Origin of the sequence: Larkinella sp. C7, assembly GCF_006149005.1 — a bacterium.
Taxonomy (GTDB): Bacteria; Bacteroidota; Bacteroidia; order Cytophagales; family Spirosomataceae; genus Larkinella.
Genome location: NZ_VBSL01000014.1, coordinates 26323 through 48046, shown reverse-complemented (window position 1 = coordinate 48046; position 21724 = coordinate 26323). Strand labels below are relative to the sequence as shown.

Annotated in this window: 7 protein-coding genes; 3 read left to right on the top strand and 4 right to left on the bottom strand. The window is 40.9% G+C overall.

The annotated features are described in order from the left end of the window. Window positions 1–36 precede the first annotated feature (36 nt). From FH871_RS25365 to FH871_RS25355, 3 genes are read left to right on the top strand one after another with little or no spacing between them, the layout of a single operon-like run. Window positions 37–2043 (top strand): tellurite resistance TerB C-terminal domain-containing protein, encoded by a 2007-nt coding sequence (locus tag FH871_RS25365; protein WP_138994223.1) that lies wholly within the window; start codon window positions 37–39, stop codon window positions 2041–2043. Continuing rightward, the gene (locus tag FH871_RS25360; protein WP_138994222.1) at window positions 2030–3340 is read left to right on the top strand and encodes an ATP-binding protein; all 1311 of its coding nucleotides are present in this window, start codon (window positions 2030–2032) and stop codon (window positions 3338–3340) included. The genes FH871_RS25365 and FH871_RS25360 overlap by 14 nt, the downstream gene beginning before the upstream one ends. After that, the gene (locus FH871_RS25355) at window positions 3340–5460 is read left to right on the top strand and encodes a DEAD/DEAH box helicase (protein WP_138994221.1); all 2121 of its coding nucleotides are present in this window, start codon (window positions 3340–3342) and stop codon (window positions 5458–5460) included. The genes FH871_RS25360 and FH871_RS25355 overlap by 1 nt, the downstream gene beginning before the upstream one ends. 231 nt (window positions 5461–5691) lie before the next feature. Here the strand turns inward: FH871_RS25355 and FH871_RS25350 are convergent, their stop codons facing one another. From FH871_RS25350 to brxL, 4 genes are all read right to left on the bottom strand, one after another. Continuing rightward, entirely contained in the window at window positions 5692–11934 is a 6243-nt protein-coding gene (locus tag FH871_RS25350; RefSeq protein WP_138994220.1) for a DUF4011 domain-containing protein, read from the bottom strand. A 435-nt stretch (window positions 11935–12369) separates the two neighbouring features. After that, window positions 12370–14088 (bottom strand): AAA domain-containing protein, encoded by a 1719-nt coding sequence (locus tag FH871_RS25345; RefSeq protein ID WP_138994219.1) that lies wholly within the window; start codon window positions 14086–14088, stop codon window positions 12370–12372. After that, window positions 14075–19570, bottom strand: coding sequence for an ATP-binding protein (locus tag FH871_RS25340; RefSeq protein ID WP_138994218.1), 5496 nt, complete (start codon window positions 19568–19570; stop codon window positions 14075–14077). Before FH871_RS25340 ends, FH871_RS25345 begins: the two co-directional genes overlap by 14 nt. A gap of 100 nt (window positions 19571–19670) precedes the next feature. Then, complete coding sequence (gene brxL / locus FH871_RS25335; protein ID WP_138994217.1) at window positions 19671–21722, bottom strand: protease Lon-related BREX system protein BrxL; 2052 nt, start codon at window positions 21720–21722, stop codon at window positions 19671–19673. Window positions 21723–21724: the final 2 nt, after the last annotated feature.

The window sequence follows — 21724 nt, the reverse complement described above, 5'->3', positions numbered from 1 at the left end:
GCAATTTAACTTAAAACTACACATTTCGAAACATCAATGATTTGGCTTTTATTGGTTACGGTTGCCGTCTTCTTATATGTAATAGTTAAATTGATAAAAAAGAGTCAATTGCCAGCTTTACAGAGTGATCAAAATGCATTGCCTTCTGACCTTAAATATTTCTCCAGCAACATTTCTATTGAATCTCGCCAGTTTGTTAGCCTAACTTTCAGCATTGAATGGTTAAATACAATAAAGAGTTCTCAAAAGCTAATGAATCTAATTCCGGATGATATATTGACTGAAATTGGAAAAGCGTATGATAAGTTAGATCGCCAAGAAAAAGAGGCCCTTGCGCAATTGGTCCGGAATAAAGGCGACGTTTTTCGAAACAATATTCCTTCCAGCATAAAAAACACCAAAATCGATGTGGATTCCAGTCTAATCCATACGGGGATTTTCCGTTTATTAGAAATGGGTCTTTTTCATCATCAATCAGTAGTAGCCATGTTCCGATATTATATTGGTGGGCAGAACGACTCTCCGTCGATTCCCCCAATCAATATAGACGACTCCATCATTGACATTTCTCAAGAGTCGTATCTGCTTCCTCCCCCCCTACCGCTCCAGGTACAGGAAACGAATGAACCAGAAAAATCGGACACCCCCTATACAGGATTTGATTCATCCTCTTATTACAGCGAAGAGTGGAAACTCGGCACGAAGTATAAATTAAAACTTGGTCTCTCTACCCAGGAAGTTAGCTGGCTGAACAAATTTTACAACCCTTCAAACGTATTCTTATCTATCGAAGGATGTTGTCAGGCCACTATCTTATTTTATCTGGTCGTTTTAAAGGAATTAGCTAAGCATTTCAAAAAAAGCCAGACCACACTGGCTCAGGAGATCGATGCGTTCAGTGAGCAAATCTTTACCGCCCTAAAAGCCAAAACTCCCCCCCAATCTTCGTATTTCAGCGATGGCTACTACGGTGACTGGCAGGTTTATAACAAAGAATCGATTGTTTCGAATTTGTACCTAACCCTATTTAAACGGGCTGAAAGTGAAGTACGGCTACGCTACGCCCATAAACGAAAGATTTCGGATGAATTCCCATATCGTGATTTTGCTGATCAATTTGAGCACCACTTTGGCACTCACCTCCAAGGCATCATCTCCAAAAAAACGGTAGATATTCTGCCTCCTGACCGATTGACAACCTTGGAGCTTAACCTCCAGAATACAACTCGCTGGAAGGTGCCTTTCGCGGATGTGGCAGCTTCTATAAAGGCTGAGAACTGTATGGAGTGCGTGGAACAGCTTTACCAATTAGCCGAAGAGAATAGTCGAAATCCCTCGGTGGAGAATATTTATTACGAAGCTTCTAAACTAGTGGCTCCATACAATAAAATCGAGGCAATAAAATTTTATCTGGCTTACCTGTATTCTGACTTAAAGTCCGACAAAATCGATCAGAAGCAACTCAGTAAGACCATGCACAAAAATTTATTCCGGACGGATACCGAACGGGAGCAATTCGAGCAACTCATTACTGATTTGATTCAAACGGGCGATTTAACGCAAGCCCTAGCCCAAGTCCCGCAGATATATGCGCCGAAGCGGAAAAAGATTGCGCTTGATCGCCAAGCGATCGACGAAGTCCGCCAGCAACATGCCGGCACAGTTCACTTACTGAATGAAGTGCTTCAGGAAACCAATTCCATTGAGAATGAAATAGAAATAGTAGCCACGGCAACCATCCCGAAAGGGGAACAAGATTCACCGGTCGTTTCGAGTTCGGATGAAATACCCTCAAATTCATTGTTGACTCCTATGCAATGGCGTTTTCTCGCCATGTTTACGGGTCCTGAATTTCGATTGGCCATGGAAACGGCTGACGCGTTCGCAGCAGCGAACCAGCTATTTAAAAACCAACTTATCGATGGGATCAATGATTCTTGTTTCCTACTATTAGATGATGTGCTGATCGAAGAAGGTGACGATGAATACGAAATGAATGCCCAATTTTACCAAAAACTAAAAGCGCAGGATGGAATCCGTTAAACCCAAAGAAGCCACGGCGATTGTCAACTCCCTGTTGGGTGGGGTCGTACCCAAAATTGGGGTTCAACATATTACGGTGGGCCGCTCCCCGGAAATCGAATCATTTGTTAAATCCCTGGAAGATGTCCGAAGTGGACACAGTCTGGTCAAATTTTGGATCGGCGATTTTGGCAGTGGCAAGTCCTTTATGCTGCATTTGATGAATACCGTGGCCTTGAAGCAGAAATTTGTGGTAGCCAATGCCGATTTTACTCCTGACAACCGGTTGTACGCCAACGACGGCAAATCAACCCTGCTTTACTCGGCTATCATGGATAATTTGGCCATTTTAACCAAACCGGAAGGGGGAGCACTACCAACCCTGCTGGACAAATGGCTGGAGCAGGTCATTTCCAAAACCGCCCAGGATAACCATATTGGGCTAGCCCAGATTCGTCACGAAGAAAACAGTTTACTGATCAAAAATAACATCATGAATACCATCAACGAGCTAACCGACGTAGGTGGGTTTGATTTTGGTTCGGTTCTGATTAAATACTACGAAGGATATTTTAACGGTGACAATACCCTGAAAAGAAATGCCCTAAAATGGTTAAAAGGGGAATATAAAACGAAGACAGAGGCTCGCCAGGATCTGGGAGTTCGGGAAATCATCAACGACCTGAACTATTATGACATGCTTAAAAACTTTTCCCGTCTTTTCACAAGTATAGGGTATAGTGGCTTTATGATCAATCTGGATGAGGCCATCAACCTCTATAAGATCTCAACAGTTCAGATGCGGGAAAAGAATTACGAAAAAATCCTCTCCATTTACAATGATTGCCTTCAGGGAAAAATAACTCACTTTTTCATCAATTTTGCCGGGACCCGGGAGTTTTTAGAAAATGAACGCCGGGGCCTATTCAGTTACAGCGCCCTGAAAACAAGGTTACAGACCAATAAATTTGAAACCGCCGAACTGCGGGACTTTTCCCAACCCGTGATTCGTCTATTGCCATTGAGCCACAACGAGGTTTTCGTGTTGCTGCAGAAGCTAAAATTGATATTTGATCTCCACTATCAGTGCGAAAGTCAGCTAGATGAAAGTGACATTCACTCGTTTATGGAAGAGATGTTCAATAAGCCCGGCGCGTCGGACTTCCTTACGCCCCGCGAGGTCATTCGGGATTTTCTGCACCTGTTAAACATTCTTCGGCAAAATCCATCTTTGGATAAACGGGCATTAATCAGCGATATTGAAATTCGGGATGAGCGGCCTTCGGAATTTGCATTTGATGGAATCGAGGAACTGTAATGGCCTTTGAACTTCTCTCCGAACCCATCCGTCGATACGTCTATGAGCAACGTTGGGAAAGTCTGCGGCCTATTCAGAACGCGGCTATTGGTAAGATCCTAACCACCTCGCACGATTACATCCTGGCATCCCGCACGGCTTCGGGGAAAACCGAGGCTGCATTTCTACCAATTCTTTCCTGCGTGGACTTCAGACAGTCGGGTGTGCAAGTATTATACATTTCCCCGCTAATTGCTTTGATCAACGATCAGTTTATGCGGATCGAAGATTTGTGTAAACACCTGGATGTTCTGGTGACCAAATGGCATGGAGAGGCCAGTAAAACCCTGAAGGATAAACTGCTCAAGACTCCGGAAGGTGTTTTACTGATTACTCCGGAATCGTTAGAAGCCATGTTTGTCAACCGAGCCTACCAGGCGCAGGCATTATTTGCCAATCTGAAATTTATTGTTATCGACGAAATCCATGCTTTTCTGGGTACTGACCGCGGCTTACATCTCCAATCCTTGATAGCCCGGATTAAATCTCTTTCCCCTTTGCCAGTTCGTTTAATTGGCTTATCGGCGACGATTGGTGATTACGAGCAGGCCAAAAAGTTTACAGGCAACGCCGAAAACACCAAAGTACTCCTTGACAAAACCCCCAAGGAGGTCATGGCTGAATTCCGGTATTATTCTGTTATGACTATCGACTATCCGTTGGCTTTTATAACGGATCTGTATCAGGAAGTCAGCGATAAGAAAACCCTGATTTTCCCCAATAGCCGGGGGAAAGCCGAAGAAATTGCCGTCAAGCTCCAGCAAGTAAGTGCCCGGCGGAAAGGGCATAAAAATTATTTTTCCCATCATTCTTCAATTGATAAAGAATTACGGGAATACGTCGAAACGTTTGCCAAAAAAAATCAGGATCACCCCTTTAGTATTGCCTGTACTTCCACGCTGGAGTTAGGAATCGACATCGGGTCTGTGGATTTGGTGGTTCAAATTGATTCAACCTTTTCGGTAGCGTCGCTGATTCAGCGCATTGGCCGGAGTGGACGTCGAGCCGGGATGGCCAGCCGGTTGCTGCTCTTTGCAACCGATCCCTGGAGCTTGCTGCAATCTCTGGCATGCTGGCAACTGTACACTAATGGATTTATTGAACCTATTCAAAGCCGTCAGCAACCGTTTGATATTCTCTTCCATCAGATCCTATCCAAACTCAAAGAAGCGTCTGGGATAAAGCAAAAGCAACTCCTTCCCTGGATCAAAGCCAATTATCTATTTAGCGATTTACCCGAAGATGCCATTCGGTCTCTCATTGGCTGGATGGTGGAAGGGGATTTTGTAGAGGCGCTACATGATGAATACATCGTAGGCATAGCCGGTGAGAAGCTCGTCAATAGCCGGGAATTCTACAGTGTCTTTCGAAGTGATCCCACCATCAAAATTATCTTTCAGGGTAAGGTACTCGGTGAAATTCCTAATTCAGAGCAAATTGCTCCGGACCAAAATATATACCTGGCCGCCAAAATTTGGAAAATTATTGACGTGGATGCTGTAGCCGCAAAAGCGGAAGTAATCCCTGCTCAGGATGGCAAAAAACCTCTTTTTTTTGGTGCCGGTGGCGATATTCACGCCCGGATTCGGATTGAGATGCTGCGAATTATCATTATAGGGACCCAGATTAAAGACACATCTATTGAACTACAAAATCAGTTGCAAGAGTTACGATTTGAGTTTAAACGCTTTCAAATTAACAATTTCCTAACTGACAGACCTATCATTGTTAAAGAACAAACGCTTGAATGGTATACATTTACCGGAAGCCGGATTAACCGAACGATCGCTTTTCTGTTTAAAACCATGGACCTTGCCTTCCGGTATGAAGAGAGTCAAAGTCTTTTTTTAATCACAAATCCTTATGATGACTTAGCTGCAATTTTGGAAGAAGGAAAAGAAAGATTGCGGAATATTGACGAGTATATTCAATATTATTTAGCTGCTGAGCCAGCATTTTTCCCTTCTTCCAAATGGGGAGTTTATCTAAACGATCAGTTCAAAGTTGGCTACGTGAAAGAGGCTTATCTTGACATTCCTACTACTTGGCTATTTTTGGACCAAATTGTTTTAGTTTATTGAAATTTTTTATTTTTTAAAATGTATATTAATGTAAATAGCTTGTGTGCAAATTCCATTCTGTATCCTACTTAAGGTATATCGCGTGTGGAACTTTATCAATTTAATATGAAAATCGGTCCCCTTTAAATTGTTTTTATTTCTAGGGAAAGAAATAAAAACAATCTGGAAAAGTTTAGCCCCTTACTGGATAAACTTTAAAGGTTGACTAGGGTATAATTTTTTTTGCATGCTCTATCGGCTAATTTTTAGCACTTTTATTCTCCGTGTCAATGCATTATTTTCTAAAAGTTTTACCTCGCCAACTTTTGCATTCAGTAAGGCTTTCCCTAATGAAGATTGGTCATTAAAACGCTCATGTTTAGGGTCGGAGGCCCCCTCAACAAGCATTACAGTTCGTTTTTCGCTTGGTCTATCTGAGTAGCTAAACGTTATTTTATCACCAACTTCAACATATATTTCTTCTCTGCTATTTATTACCAGTGAGTCTGCAATCTCACTATCCACTACTTGAACCAATAAATCATCTCCAAAATAATCATCTTCATCTGGCTCATCGTCAATGTAAATAGGTTCTAGCCGCGCTGCTTCCCTTCGTTCTTTTAAAAATGTGAGCAGGCGTTCAGATTCCCGACGTGGATTATAAAACCAGTCCGTAGACCAGATGCGCCAGATGCGATTTTTCCATCCGAGCGATTCTAAAATGGTCTGCCTGATTCGATCCCGGTCACGTGCTGATTTACTAGAATGATAGGTAGCACCATCACATTCAACTGCAGCTAGAAATTCACCCGGACGGTCTGGGTTACGAATCGCTATGTCAATAAAAAAGCCTGCAACACCTAACTGAGGTACTGTATCATACCCATGATTTTGAAGCATTTCGCCCACCGACCGTTCAAAATCACTGTCAGCTTCCCGACCCGAAGGATTGGCCGATGTTAATAGACCATTCTTGGCAAAATCTAAATAGTCTCGTAATGCTCGGGTACCTCGTGGCGTTTTCTCATCGGAAAGAATATCTTCGGGTAACAAAGAAGTAAAAAGATCGATTTTCCGTCGGGCTCGTGTAAATAGTACATTCAACCGGCGCCAGCCATCAGACCGGCTAATGGGGCCGAAATTCTGGCGTACCTTGTCAGTATTAAGAACTTTACCAAATGTTGTCGAAATGAAAATTACATCGCGTTCATCACCTTGAACATTTTCTAGATTTTTAATAAAAAACGGCAAGCCTTCACTTCTCCATTTTTCTAAATAGCTGGCGGTTTCTTGACTATCGCGCATTTTTTTATCCAATAGATCATCAATAAGATCACGCTGGGTTTGATTTAAAGTCACAACCCCCAACGATTCGTCCGGATAATGGATCATATGCTCAATTACGGCCTCTACTACCCGCTGTGCTTCTACGATATTGCGACGATCCTTATATTCTCCATTTTTCAAGTATCGATAGCGAACTCCTAAACGCTTATTTCGATCGTAAGGAGATGGGAAAACGATTAGTTTTCCATCATAAAAATGGTGATTAGAAAACGCAATCAAAGATTCATGCTGGGAGCGATAGTGCCAGCGAAGGGTACGCACCGGATGAAAAAGTTGTTGACAGATATCCAGGATACTTTCCAGTCCGCCAAAAATGTCAGGTGTCGCATCTTCTTCGTCATCATCACCATCCATTATTCGGTCGAAAAAATTGGTCGGTGGCAATTGCTTCGGATCACCAACAACAACGAGTTGTTTTCCCCTAGCAATAGCCCCAAGGGCTTCTTCGGGCCGCAGTTGGGACGCTTCATCCATCACAATGAGATCAAACTCGACTGCTCCCAACTCAAGGTATTGGGCCACTGATAATGGTCCCATCATAAAACAAGGCTTATACTCTTGTAAGGCCTTGCCAGCGCGCTTGATCAATTGGCGAATTGGAATATGACGCTTTTGTTTAGCGATTTCATGCTCCAGCAACCATCTTTGCGTCTTTTCACGCGCATAGAGACTGTTAAGTCCACTCGGCACTTCTTTATTTCTATCGATTTGATAAGCGAAGGCTTTCCCCGTGACTTGAATGATTTCGCGATCCAAGGCGGCAAATTCTGATCGGAGGCTATCATGTCTTGTCCCAACGAAATTATTAAAGACGGGAAATGTAGTGTAAATATGTTTGGCAATTGACCAGTAAACGGCGTAGTGAAATACATCGCTTATTTTTTCAGCTGGAAACGTTTGGTCTTCGAGAAAATCGACAAAGGGTTGAAGCTGGAGTTCAAGACAGCTCGTTCGGTTGGAATAGTACTGTGACCAAACTAGGACTTTGTCGACTTGAAAAACCGCGCTTTGGGTTCGTTGATGAAGAAGACTTGCGTATGGGGAAGAATCTCTCTTCATTACTGTTTGACTCCATTCTGCCCAGGAAAAGTGACCGTAATTGGCAAGGCCCGTTAAGCAATCCTCAATCTTTTGAGGAAGTGCGGCAACCTTGTCAAGTATTTTTTTGATCAGGAGAAAGTTAGATGACGCATCAGCACTTTTAAAAAGATGTTGAAGTTCGGAACGAAAAATTTGTGGATTCATTACTACGTTTTGACTCCAATCGATCGTGGCTTCGAGGGCATCTACATTTGTATTTAAACCTTCAATTAGTCCGTCTGGAAGTCCTACCCCCGTTACTTGCTCCGTTATTTGTTGAACAAGTACCTCTGACTCATTTTGGGCTTGTAAAGCTTCTAGTGTATCCTGAACCGTTTGTTCCGGAGATTTAGCCACAGACAGTAGCGAAGAAACTAATTGGCCTATAGCGTTAGTCTGACTTTGAAGGTGTGAAGAGTAAGATGGCCAATTGTTAGTAGTTATAGGATCTGTATTGAGTAATTCAGTTACGCAAGCCTCTACTTTACACGTTGCATCCATGAACAAACGCATCTCCTCTGGATTGGTCTGATGGTCATGAACAAAAGTGACCACTTGGTCCAGCAAATGGTTCACCTGAATAATAATCGTGTTTAGTTGTCTAATATATTGATCCACGTATTGACACTCCATTGTTGCTAAACCAGGTAACAAAGGCTCTACTTGCGTACGAATAGTTGTTACCACTTGCGTAAGCAATTCAAAATCTTCTTTGGCTAGCCTAATTTCTAAAGTAGCTGTCAGGAGTTCTACTGAACGTTCTGGTGAAATGTCCGGTGTAACGAATTGTTCTAGTTTAGTAGCCAGATTTGCTATTGTATTGATTACTTGATTGATTCTTCTATTATAAGTCCATCCGTCTTCCTGCGCCAACGTACTCAGTCGCCTATAGAGTAGATGGTTGGTTTTTCGTATGGAATCATCCAGCGCAGTAGCCATTTCAGTGATACTGGGTGCTAAAGCCGCATATTTCATTAGCATCTCAGTTTCTAGAGTGGCTAGATCAATCATACCTGCCAACTCAACTTTTTGATGCACCTTTATTTGGCATTTTTTATACCATTCATGAAGGCGACGAATCGCGGAGAAGTCAGTATCTACACCTTTGAATAGTAAGCCGAATGCTTCCTTAAACTCCGGATTGGAATTTATTGATGTCGCACAATCCTGCCACTTTAAAATCTGTTCTATACGATTCTGGTAATTAATTGCTTTACCCTTTATTTTATCTCGGCTAATTCCATCAACTAGTTTTTTGGCCGAGCGCCAATCTTTATTTAAAAAATTAAAAAAGCCATCACCAGTTTGCCGCAGGCTACGAAGAGCTCCTTTCAGCTCATCCTGGTTCGGTAAGGCATCAAAATAAACCTCTTCTGCCAATTTTTCCCTTTGTTTATTTTCAGAAAATTGCATTTCCTCCCCTTTTCGGATAAGATCCCCAATACGAGGGTGCGCAAGCGCAGGATGTCGAAAATCAATCAAGGCATGGGGTGCCTCAGCAGCCAGTTCCGCTATTATAGACAAGCTGGAAATTGCCAATGAGGAACCATTAAAAGGAAAAGATAATTGCTGGGCATATCCTTTTAAATTAGTTAGTAAATCGTCAATTCGTTCGTGTAAGGCGACTAAATTAAGTTTCCTTGTCTGAAGTTCCGTTAATGAAAGTTTCGCAAATTCAATAGGCAGTTGGCTAGTAACTGCCTGGATGTTTTCTAGGACGCTTTCATCAATTATCGTTTTTGACCGTAAACCCTTGATGCCCTCCAGACGACCTAAGGCTTGAATGGAAGTCAAAGAACCATCATAATTGACATTCAGTTGATGTACAAGAAGATCGATGCGTTCGTAACATTGCGCCAGTTGATCTACGCGTTCAGTTAACAGGGTTACTCCTTGATTGATCACTTTGATCGATTGCTTTTCGAGCTTTAACGGGCTATTCTCATTAAGATCCGCTAATGCTTTATCCAAGTTTCTCAGGATAGCTAAATTGATTGGATGATAAGCATACGATCTTATCGTAATCTGCTGATCAAAATGGTCAAGGGCGAAAACGGTTGCCTTTACAAGTTCATTTAGCTGAATTAAAGTCAATGATGAAGCCGTTGGGATGAGCTGCTTTGATGCGGTTTCAGCATAATCGTGAATTTGGGTATAGATCATCTCACGAGATGACGTTAAAAATTCTATACTAAACATTTTTAACTGGTTCGCCTGTCGAATATCCTTAACGACTTGCCTCACTATTTTTAGCAATTCCAGGTTCATAACATTCGGAGCTGGAAACAGGCAGGGCAGTAGATTTTCGACTAAATTGGGAGGAGGTTCAGGCAAAGTCAACATAACACTATGCAGCTCCTTAAACCGTTGCAGTGATGGTTCCTCAGTGAGTTTCGTTTTACTTATATATTCCTGAACAAGTTCGTCTAAATACTGTGATTGAACCATGGCATCCTTTAATAGCTGCTGGATTCTCATTTCGGTGCCGGGTGCCAGTACATATGGCTTAAATCCCCACCACGGATTTGATGAGTTGTATGGCCCGGCCTCAGTCATTAATTTGCCAAGTGTATTTAATTTGGATCGTCTCAACTCAATATCAGCTAGTGTCCACTCACTGGCTTCTGGTAAAAGCATAGCCTCATTCTGGAAAACATCTTGCCTTACCAACCCACGAAAAAATTCAGCCTTCCAAAAAACTTCATGCGCGGTCAAGCCCAACTTGTTGCCAATTCGACTAGATATCAATTGGGCATACGTGTTAAGTACTTGCTTTTGTTGATTGAGCGTTGCCAACCTATCTTCTATTTGACGTGGTGTTGCAAACGTTTCATCCCGTCGTTTTTGCAGGTCTTCTAGAAGCTTCTTTTTTTGCGTTTTATGACTGTGAAGTTCCAGACAAAAATGTCCCAAGTTCGCTTGATTGAGTCGATGCCTAACAACTTCTAATGCCGCTAATTTTTCAGATACAAAAAGTACTTTTTTCCCCTTTTGTAATGCGGCTGCTATAATGTTGGTAATAGTCTGTGATTTTCCTGTACCTGGTGGGCCATTGATGACTCGGTTTTTACCGGCCAAAACATCTATTATGGCGCTATGTTGTGCGGAATCGGCATCGAAAATAAGCGACAGTGCCTCGGTTTCAGGATGATTATCAATCTCATAATCTTCACCAAATTCATCGGATTCGCTCCCTGAGTGGCCTGAGAATAGCTGATTTAGTAATTTACTCTGGGCAAATTTGGGCCATTTTTGAGGATTTAGATCGGCCCAAATAGCTAGCTTTCCAAAAGATAGAAAGCCTAACGTCAGTTGGCTGCGAACCCGCCAGCGTTTTCGCATTTGTACTGCCCCTTGAATGACGGCAAAGTAGGATTCAGGTTCTCCTTCTTCTTCAAAAATGGGGAGTTGGAGCATAAATTCACGGCTAAGTTTTTCCCGCAACGATTCATTATGCTGAACATCCTCACCTGAATAATTGATTGTATACTGGTATGTCCTGGTTTCTGGGTCAATATCGCCCTTTTCAAGCGTAACGGGTAAAGACAGTAAGGGCGCCAGAATCGGTTTATCTGACTCTTCGTTTTCATAATATTCCAAAAATCCGAATATTAAATACAACATATTCGTACCGGTTTCCTCAATGACCGTATTGGATTCCGATCGTAGCTTCCGACAGATTTTTTCTAATTCGTCTGGATAAAAAAGAGCTTGAAGTTTGGCTGATTGTCGCTGGGGAGGTAATCCGGGGGTAGTAACCAGGAACTCTTCAGAAACATTTATATGCACTGTTTTAGCATATGCCTTTGCATCAGGTCTTTTAACGGCAAATAGATCGGCCGGAGGGTTGGGAACGCTTTTAATGAGGATTGACTTGTTATCAATGAGCCGGTTAAAAACAACATTTAATACGGGGTCATCAACAAATTGAATGGACCGACCTTTGGGATGCCGGTAACTTATTAGCCGATTACGGGCGGTTAAATCTAAAAGCCGGGTACGAAACTGCTGGATTGCTTGATCAACTGAGAATTTCCCATTGAATATATCCTCACTATCAAAGTCCATATATTTAATTCATTGTAAATTACAAATCTTAAATGTAACGCTATTTTTCTTTATTATAAAAATTCACATTATCTGTGTTTTTGTCAGATTTATTGATTTAAGCACGATAACCCGCTTCTTTAGCCTGTGGTAATGTTCTTGCTGGCTGTGCCTTCTTGTTAGTTTTAGTAGCTGTGCCTTCTTGTTAGTTTTAGTAGATGAGCCATTACAACATACTTTTTTTTGGGAAATCTATATGGTTGAGCACAGCCGGTTAATGAGTAAATGGAATGGTGCCAAGGTCATGCTAGTCCGATTCTCCAGTTTTGACTGTCCAAGATTTGAGATTAGGTCAACCTGCGGTGAGTCAGAAATAAGAAAATAGCTTAATTTCTAAACTACTCAAACTTCAGCATAAATGGCGCATAAAAAAGCGTGAATGTATCAAGTAAACTCTTAACTTAAAGAACTAACGTGTTCAAAGTAATATCTTAAAGATGCATTTGTATTTACAAAGTACCTTATATCTGGAGACGAAATTAGAAGTGTGCAAAGTCTAGCTCTGGAAGTAGCAACATTAAATCTATTGGCTTGTAAAGCAAAGGGTATACTCTCGGTGGGAATGAAGAAAATACAGAAATCAGTTGTTAACCCCTGAATTCTGTCTACTGTTTCTACTAGCACATCATCGGTATTGGCACACTTGGAAAATATTTCTTTTTGCAAAAAACGAACTGTATCCCGATTAAATGCTAGGACAGCTATTTCAGCTTTACCATTAAACAGCTTTAGCGTACTTACTAGGTTTATAATTAAATTCGTGCATGCTGCTGAAGGTATTCGGCTATCAGGCAAATCAAACATTTTTAATGATGTGCCTCCATTGCTTTGAAAAATATTATTCAGTAGCGGATATTTACTAAAATCTATAGGAAGCAATGTGTCTGATTTGCTCCTTAGCATTCCAGAATAAAATGCATTTGTTGCATTGACACTGGTTTGCGTAAGTCGATACGAGTCTGTGAGGATATATTGCTTCGTATTAGGTAAAAAGTAACTAATAGCTTTCAGTCCACAAACCATTAAATCGTAGTTGTTTTTATCTTCAGGTGCATATTCTTTGTAAAATATAGGCTCAAGTTGCTTTATATCACCAATTATTATGCATTTCTTCCCTAATTTTCTTGCCAGTGCGAGTGTTGATAAGAATGCCTGACTTGCTTCTTCAATAATTATGTAGTCAAAGTGGTCGTCAACGATTGCTTTGGCGGCAATTTGAGACATAATATAATACGTCAATAATAACATTTGTGGCTTTTGTTGGCTAAGGCTTTTAAATGCCTTTATACCTTTTATCTTCTTGTTTTTGGACTCATCTGCTGTAAGAGATGATTTATACACCTTCCCTTCCGCTAAACCTGCTTTCAGATGATCTTTTTCAGCAAGTTCAACTAAAGCTCTATTAGTTAAGGCAGTAACTAAGATCTTATAATCAGCCTTAATTAACGCACTGCAAAGCTGTGCCATCAGATACGTTTTGCCAGTACCTGGGGGCCCTTGAATTACAACTATCTCGTTTTCAATTAAATCCGTTTGGATAACCGTGACAATATCCTCGCTTACTGTTAGAGGTGTAGGATTCCAATTTTTATTAGTAATATTTAAATCCAGTATTTCATTTGGAGAAGATGCTGTTTCTTTTAAAAAATTGATGAGATTTAAAAGATAATTTAATGGTGGATCTGTAGGAGCCAAAAAAACTAAGGTGTCTTTTGAATATTTTTCAACGTCCTCAATCTTTATACCAGATAACCCAACGATTGAATGGCCATTTTCATAAGAAAAAAAAACGGTCTTAGATTCGAACTGCGTCGTAACTCTTTTTCGTAAATCTCTATAAGTTAAACCACCCCAGTTTTGTACGTTATCATTCTGAATGTCAGAAACAAAACACTGAAAGTGCTCATTCTTCCTTGGGGGTAAACATATTTTATGTTCGAACCTGACGATTAAATTGCCTCGTGCTTCATCGAAGCCCTGGTAACGGCATAGATAGAGTTGACCATCTACAAACATTTTTGCAGCATGCTTTCTCAATAACTTATCAAACTCATTCGTCTGATAAGTTAATTCATCCTGTATGAGATTTATATGCTTATTTCTATTGATAATCATCTTCAGGATTTAGTAGTTTGAAAATATCATTTGATTTCCCTCTCGATATATCTTTATCAACAATCAATAGGTGTTTATTCGCGTCTTTATTATGTTCACAGAACATGAATAAATCATCCATTGTCTTTTCATATTGATAAGCAAGTAAATGATTTGTATTGAGGCTTAATATATCTTCAGCTTTATGGTATATTTTTATTGGAAATTTTGACCCAAAATCTAAAGCAATTTTATACCCATTATCCCTCATTGATAGTATTTCATTAGGGTGAATGTACGCAAACGAACCTCTCGCACTATGTATAAAATACTTCTCATCTCCATCTACCAGCCGATTATAATCCTTATCCGCTCTGTCGAAATGAATTAATGTAGATTTTGCTAATTTTATTTTGGCAATTAAATTGTAAAGTTTTTGTTTTTCTTTAGGCTGGTCTATAGATAGCTCTAAAATATTTTTTAGTTCTGGTATGTAGTCTGCCCATTCAGTGTCTTCCAATTCAGCGCTAATAAATTCTTCCACTTCTTTGATAAAATCGTTCTCTACTTCCTCACTATCTAACACTCGTTCTTCTGAACTGGGGCCTTGAGCCTGAGCACGCTCTTGTTCAGTTTTTTCATCATTTTCTGAAACCAATGGCTCCGATTGGCTGATGCGGTTTAAAAATGAATCAGCAATTAGGGGAGGGGCTATTGTTGGCATCAACTCTCGCTTATGCTTCCATTCATCAGGGATACTGAAATTCTTCTCCTCTAAAAGCTCAATAATTTCAGCCTCGGTGTTTAACAGAATGTCCTGAAGCACTTTTACAGATACCTTTTTAAGATCAAGCACTTTATGAACAAAGCTGAAAAGTTCTGCCGCTCTTGATCCGTTCCAGTTGCCGATATAGTACACTTTATTATCTTCTTGATAGAAGTTTCGATCTGTATTTTCAATAGGTGGCGTTACTCCAGTATAGCAGAAGGAGATTCGAACTGTCCGATAAAATTGATAGGCAGTGATTGTATCTAAATAATCACTTTGGCATTCTGACCAATCAGACTGTTTTTCAGCAAATGCAATAAATTTCAGCCGCTTAGTTAGTGTCTCTTGAAAGCTTCGCTCTATTATCGGATTGCGAAACTCTGGTGCAAAGTCAGTTTCTGTAAGTTTTTTCAATTCTAACCACGACGCAATGAACTGTAATTCATCAGCAATTAACCACGGACTATTTCCGATACCTAGATCGAAATCATCGCTGATATAGAACAGATTTGAAGTCTGTTTCCACTCCCCTGTTTGATTCGGTAGAAAGCCATTTGTTTTGAAATTAATAAGGCTAGCCTTGTCTTCTCCATTTAAATTTTTCTTTTCGGCTTTCAATATCTCTTTTACTCTTTGCCAGGTTCCTTCAGAATTTAACTGAGCCTGATTATTCACCTTTGAAATTCTCTTTAAGCAAAGGCTTAATGAGAGATTTTGCCTAATACCTAGCCATTGCTCAAAGTTGGTGCCGTCCACTGAAACTCCAGTAAGATCAACTGCTGGTAATAAAGCTAGATCATCGATTTTGTCCTTGAGACTTATAGAATACAGTTCATTCGCCTTTACAATCTGGTTGTCTAGGGTTGGGATTAGACGTTCTGTTTGACTTCGAAAAGCTATATTATTTACACAGGAAAATGAATAGTATTGACATTTATACTTAATTTTGCTAAACAAATGATCTCTGAATTTTTTGGACTCTAAAACTTTTGCCCAAAAGGCAACTAACACAGTTGGCCTGTTGAGAAAGCGCTCATAATTAAGACGAATCCAAGGCCCTATTCGGTGCTGGCCAGCAAATTTTTTAGCATTTTCCGGAATATATGGATGTTGAGTATCAATAGCGCTTTGATACGCCTGAGTAAGGTTGCTTCTAACAACCCATTCATCTTCCAAAATCTCAAAATCACTATATACTCCAATTTTGAGAAAGAACGAACGAACATGATCCCGGTTGCTTCCAATATAGATCGGATTAACAAATAGATCAGGGCATTCTTCAGGTGGGAGCAGTGTTTCTAAGTCAAGCTTCGGTTTATACTCAGTTGATAAATGGCATTCGTCAGCTTGTAAAAAATTATTGTCATGCCCTTTGAGTTTAAGTTTTAACTGGCCAAGAGACTGATAATGATCTTTCAGTTTATCCTGTCTGTGCAGGCTGGCCAGTTCATTAATAATTTCGACTGTGTTTTCTAAAGTGTGTAAGGCTTCTTGATTAGACAGGAGATAATCAATTTTATAATCAATCACTTCCTGTTCCGTTTTCAGTATGACTACACCAATCTTTTCAAAAAAAACTGTCCAGTCCGCCAAACGTCTACTTGCATAGTTTTCTGACACCAGATTTTTTAGCCTTATACTGGGTAGTACAGTTTCCAAGAGACTGTCTTGAGTATAGTAACTACCAATTACCGCTGCTGCTGGCTCAACAAATTCGTCGGTTATCTGTATTTTTAAAGAGTTAAGTCGTTTATCGCTAGACTGAAAAAAACTTCTATTTTCAAAGAGGAACCTCGTTGTAGTAAGAAGATTAGTCTCCTCAATATTATCGAGTTCAGCAGATAACCGTTCAACAAAGTTTTCAGTAGTAGTTTGAGCCCCACACTGTTCAAATAGCTTACGCCACTCTATTACTGAAAGGTCTTTATTGTCTAGATATGATCCAGAAATAAAATAGGAATCAATATCAGCGAATTGATCAGCTAACTGTTCAAGGGTTGGATTCCCAGTAAAAGAATTCGAAAGATAGCATTCTCTCAAGGGTTTGGTCGTACAATTTTCTGTAGTGAATACTACCAGACTCCCAATGTCCTTACATAGCTTTTTTGCTGTCTCTTCGGGTATATGTTTAAGCGCTTGCGAGATAAATACCCATAACGTAGCACTAGCCTGTTGCTTCTGTAGATATGAGTCTGTTGGTTCGACGTCTTCATCAAAAGGATCGTAAGCGTCGAAATGCTTTTCTAAAGCCATGGCTTGGCTAACAACCTCAGCGGTTAGGAAGCCTGCAACCGTCGACTCTTTGTATTCTTTTACCCCGAGTCGTTGCCAAAACTTTGCCCATTTGTGTACGTCTTCTTCGTTTTTATGAAACTCGGGGGATAATAAGTTTATTTGCTCCGCTGGCAGTGCCTGCTTATTGATAAGTTCTGCAATTGAACGATGAAACCCGTAGATATTGTCACTGAAACTACTTATGTCATTTTCCAGTCCGCTCCATACTCTAAAGTAATTTAATTTTCCAGATCCAAAAAAATCTTTGTCACTGAGTGATTCATGATGTTTGAAAATATATCGATAGAAATTAAGATTATGTTGCTTGTCTTTTAGTAATTCGTCGATAGTTGATTGGTTACCCAAGACTTCTACCTTTATAAAATTCTCCGCATTGTAGCTCTTAATGGGTAAAGTAATCGATGATATGCTTTCTGCAACCTCAGGATGCAAATAAGAGACGTTAAGCCATTCGAGCAAAGAGAGATCATCAGAAAAGCTGTCGTAAAGCTGCCCAGCGGTACATAACTGCAGGTTCTGGTTAAGGAATACAGGTTGTTCAGCTAGTCGTTCAATCCATTGTTTATCTGCTAGGTGGTTTATGAATACAGCATTATGCTCTGGTACGGTTAGCCAAGCTTTGAAGGTACTTACGTCCAATAAATCGTTGAGATCGTCAAGGTCAAATATGATGCCTTCATTATACTCCCTAATTAGGTTTTCTATTTTCTTTGAATGGACGTCAGCATTAATAACTTGTTCATCATACCCTGTTATTGAGCTAAAATCGTCGCCAAGCAGCTCTGTCAGGCCAGTTTTATCAATCAAGGTATTTTTCAGAAGTTGAAGGCTTCCCGATCGGTTCAGAATAAAGTCGACATCTGATATTGCTCGTTCGAAACCAAGGTTGAAAGCATTACATACGGCTGTATCCTGGCTTAGTTTTTTAGGAATAAGCCTGTAAGCATTTTTGCGGTACTCACTTATTTTAACAATAGATTGGACCCAAATAAATACTTGGTATCCAATCTGTTCAAAAACAAGCTCGTTCCATTTGTTGCCAGGTAAAATTTGTTCACGATTTGATGTCGTCACAAAATCTCCGTTCACCAAGAATGGAAAGTGATAAGACCGATCTTCAGTGGGAAGATAAGTGAATAAGGGTACATCGGATAGAGGAACTATTTCTTCCTGCTCAATCAGTGCCGCAAAGGACAGTGTTAAAAAAGGGAAATCGAGCAGTTTTGGAGGTATGTCACCTGCGTTTTTAAAAGTTTTAATTGAATTGCTAAAATCTATCTTATCAGCTTTATGTGTAATATATTGTTGTTCGGTGTTTCCACTAAGTAGCCTTGTTTTTCCACTTTCTACGTATCTTTTAACAAGCAATGTGCTGTCTCCAGTCACATAGTTTATTTGAGAGATATTTCTGAGAAATAGTAAAAAACGGGGGTCCGAAAAAAAAGTATCTGCTTTTTCTGTGAATGCCTCACAGTTCCTAGTGCCAAACTCTAAACAAAACGAAACGTTTTCATTAAAGAAATCAGCATGATGCCTAACCTCTTGAGGAAACAGATCTTTTTCTCTCCATATAGGTTTCAATTGCCAAGGCACGTTATTGGGTCCTGTATGGACTTCTTTATCTCCAGAAAAGTTTTCCCTGAAATCAGGAAACATCTTTTCAAAATGTGAGTATGTTGAGTGCTCCTTATTAAAACAGAACTCAAACCCACCTGAAGAGACAAAAACACGTTTTGCATGTGTAAAAACAGATTTGAAGCCAATACCTTTATAACCTGTAGCAGAAATATCTTTAGCTTTTGAGCTATCACCAACACTACAGATAGATTCTACATCTCGCTGGCTGAATGGTCGACCGTTATGTTGAACGAGGATATTTTCTTTAAGAACTTCAAACGAAATACTAACTTCTTTGCCTTGAAGAGGGAAGTCATCGGCGTTCTGGAGGAGTTCAAAAATGAAGCGCTCTGTCTTGGTATATAACTCGATCTGAAAGTTCTTTAATGAATTAGCTAGATTTTTTGCGTCAAATGGGGTAGCTCCGTTTCGTCTAAAAATTGATTTCACAAGTTGCTCTTTCTGTATCCGCTCTTGAACTTGCTGTGAAACCTTACCGAATGGCTGGGGAACTACGAATAACGGATTACGACCTAATTCGCTTTCTTTGGAATTGAGCTTAGCTATAAACTGATAATATTCTCCTGTGATAAGTTTGTCATTAGGGATTACAGATGCAGAAGCTATTCTACTCCTAAGGCCTGTATTTTTATCTTCTGGAAAATATAATAGTTCGCCGGACATTGAACGAAGTTCTTTAAATGTTGCCCATTTGCCGTCAGGATGAACTTCGTATTTGCCAACTAGCCTAAAATCAGTGATTTGCCAAGACCGTTTCAGTAGTGTTTCTAACGGGTGTGGAGTGTTTTCAGAAGGGTTCATTGTTGTATGTTATTTTTATACCTATATAGGTAGTATAAAAATTGGGGTACTTCAGAATAATATTAAATGGCCCTTTAACGCTAAGGGCTTTATTCTCCCTTCACTCCATCAAAACCGCTTTTTGCATCAACATCTGGCTGTTAGAATAAAACGGCACATCGGATAAGCCAAGCACCGATTGCGGGACTGTAGCGATCTCCGACAAATTGTCCATCGGTACGACAATGGTTTTGGCGCCATTCTCAGAAAGCATCGAGACTTTATCCGAAAAGTTAGGCACTCGTTCGATTGCTCCACCAATGGATATGTTCCCTAATACGGCGAGTCCCGGCTTCAGGTTTCGCTTATATAATGCCGATAAAATAGCCAGATAAACCGCCCCTCCTACTCCTGATCCTATCTGCGCACCGAGTAAATTCGATATTTGGACGTTTACATCAAAGTTGGCCAAACTGTGCTGCTCATTCAGGATTTTCCGCTCATTGGCCTTGATGTACTGGTAGGTATTCCGGATGTTTTCTTTTACCAAAGCACTGGTTGTTCCTGATATATTCATTTTCCCCGAGCCCTGAGTAACAACGACTTCAATCCTGACCAAGGCAAAGTTCTCGCCTTCACTGGTACAGGTATAGCACAATCCCGGAGAGAGCGGAGTACTTTCAATGAGTTGGGAGCCTTTCTCTTCTGGTAAGCCAACAAACGTTTCTTCCTGGGTGTCTTTGTCAATAAAGGAGAAGTTGGTATCCCAGAACTCCATCCCTCCTATCCGCTTGAGCTGTTCTTTCACCCGGCGACGCATTTCCAGCGCAAATCGCAGATATACCCGAACATCTTCTTTGGTGAATTTGCCGTCGGGATGCAGAATCTTGATTAAGCCGGATACGGTCTTTTTAACGGGCTTGGTATCGCGCTGTTTGAGGTGCGAACCGAGCGAGAAGTACTTTTCCAGTGCATCGGTGTAGTTCTCTTTCCGCATGCTCTTTAGGGCTTCTGAAAAGTAATCGGTGCTGAAGCCGAAATTCGAGGTAAAGTTGACCGGCGAAAACTTGATCATTTCCCAGCCGGGCAAATAGAAGTGAATCCGGTCCAGGAACGCGGTATCGTTGTTTACTTCGGGCGACAGCGGGCTAAATAGATGAGATGTTTGCAGTACGGTTTCAACCGGTTGGTTAATATTGCCGTTTAAGATAATCGACGAGTTACCGGTTATTTCTCCACCAGCACCAGCCCGCGAAAACGAACCCGATTCCATGTAATCCTTCATGAGCGGAATGGCATCGCGCTCTTTGAAAAGCTTGTCGGTTGCCTCATCGAAGCAGATGGCGTCCCACTGACCCACCGCCCCTACCCGGCCGGTTGAGCCATTGACAAATAACTTGGCCACCGTGCCCTGACCGCCCGAAATCAAAACCGCGTAGGGCGTCAACTCTTTAAAAACAAATGACTTACCGGTCGATCGGGGGCCCAATTCCACAAAGTTGAAGTTCGATTCGACCAGCGGGATCAGGCGGGAAAGCAGGAGCATTTTTACCCGGTCGGTCATTCCTTCTGAGGAAGGCTCATAGCCACTACTGCGCATCAATACCTCGATCCATTCCTCTCTGCTAAACTCTTTCCGCTTGTCCTGAATACGCGTGTTATCGAAAGATGAAAGCTGAATGGGTTTGATGTCCCGAATGACAAAGGGGAAAATAGTCGAGCCAATTTTGATATTCGGATCGTATTCAATGTCGATGATGGCCCAAATGCCGCCCAACATCATTTTGTCGTGCTCCAGCACCAGTTCATCCCGGATATTGGCGTCTTTGATGTTGCTGTTGTTGAGCTGCGCCCAGTATTTGTCCTTTTTGGGATCGAGCCGAACCGATATTTTGTCAATGATCTTATAGCTCCCGGCCTCCCTGATTTTCGAATGAATCAGGCTGCTTTCCTCCGGGTTTACGTAATGCTGGGATAGAATCCGCTTGACATTCTCCATACCCTGACGAATTTTTTCTTCGTCATTCGTCGAGCAGGAGTTGGCAATAAGGTATTCCAGCACGAAGACCGGTACGTTGGCACCTACTTTGACCATGCGAACCAGGTCTTTTTTGACGACGTAACCCCGGAAATGCTCCAGCAGTTTGTTATCAAGATTATCGAGTACAATCATAC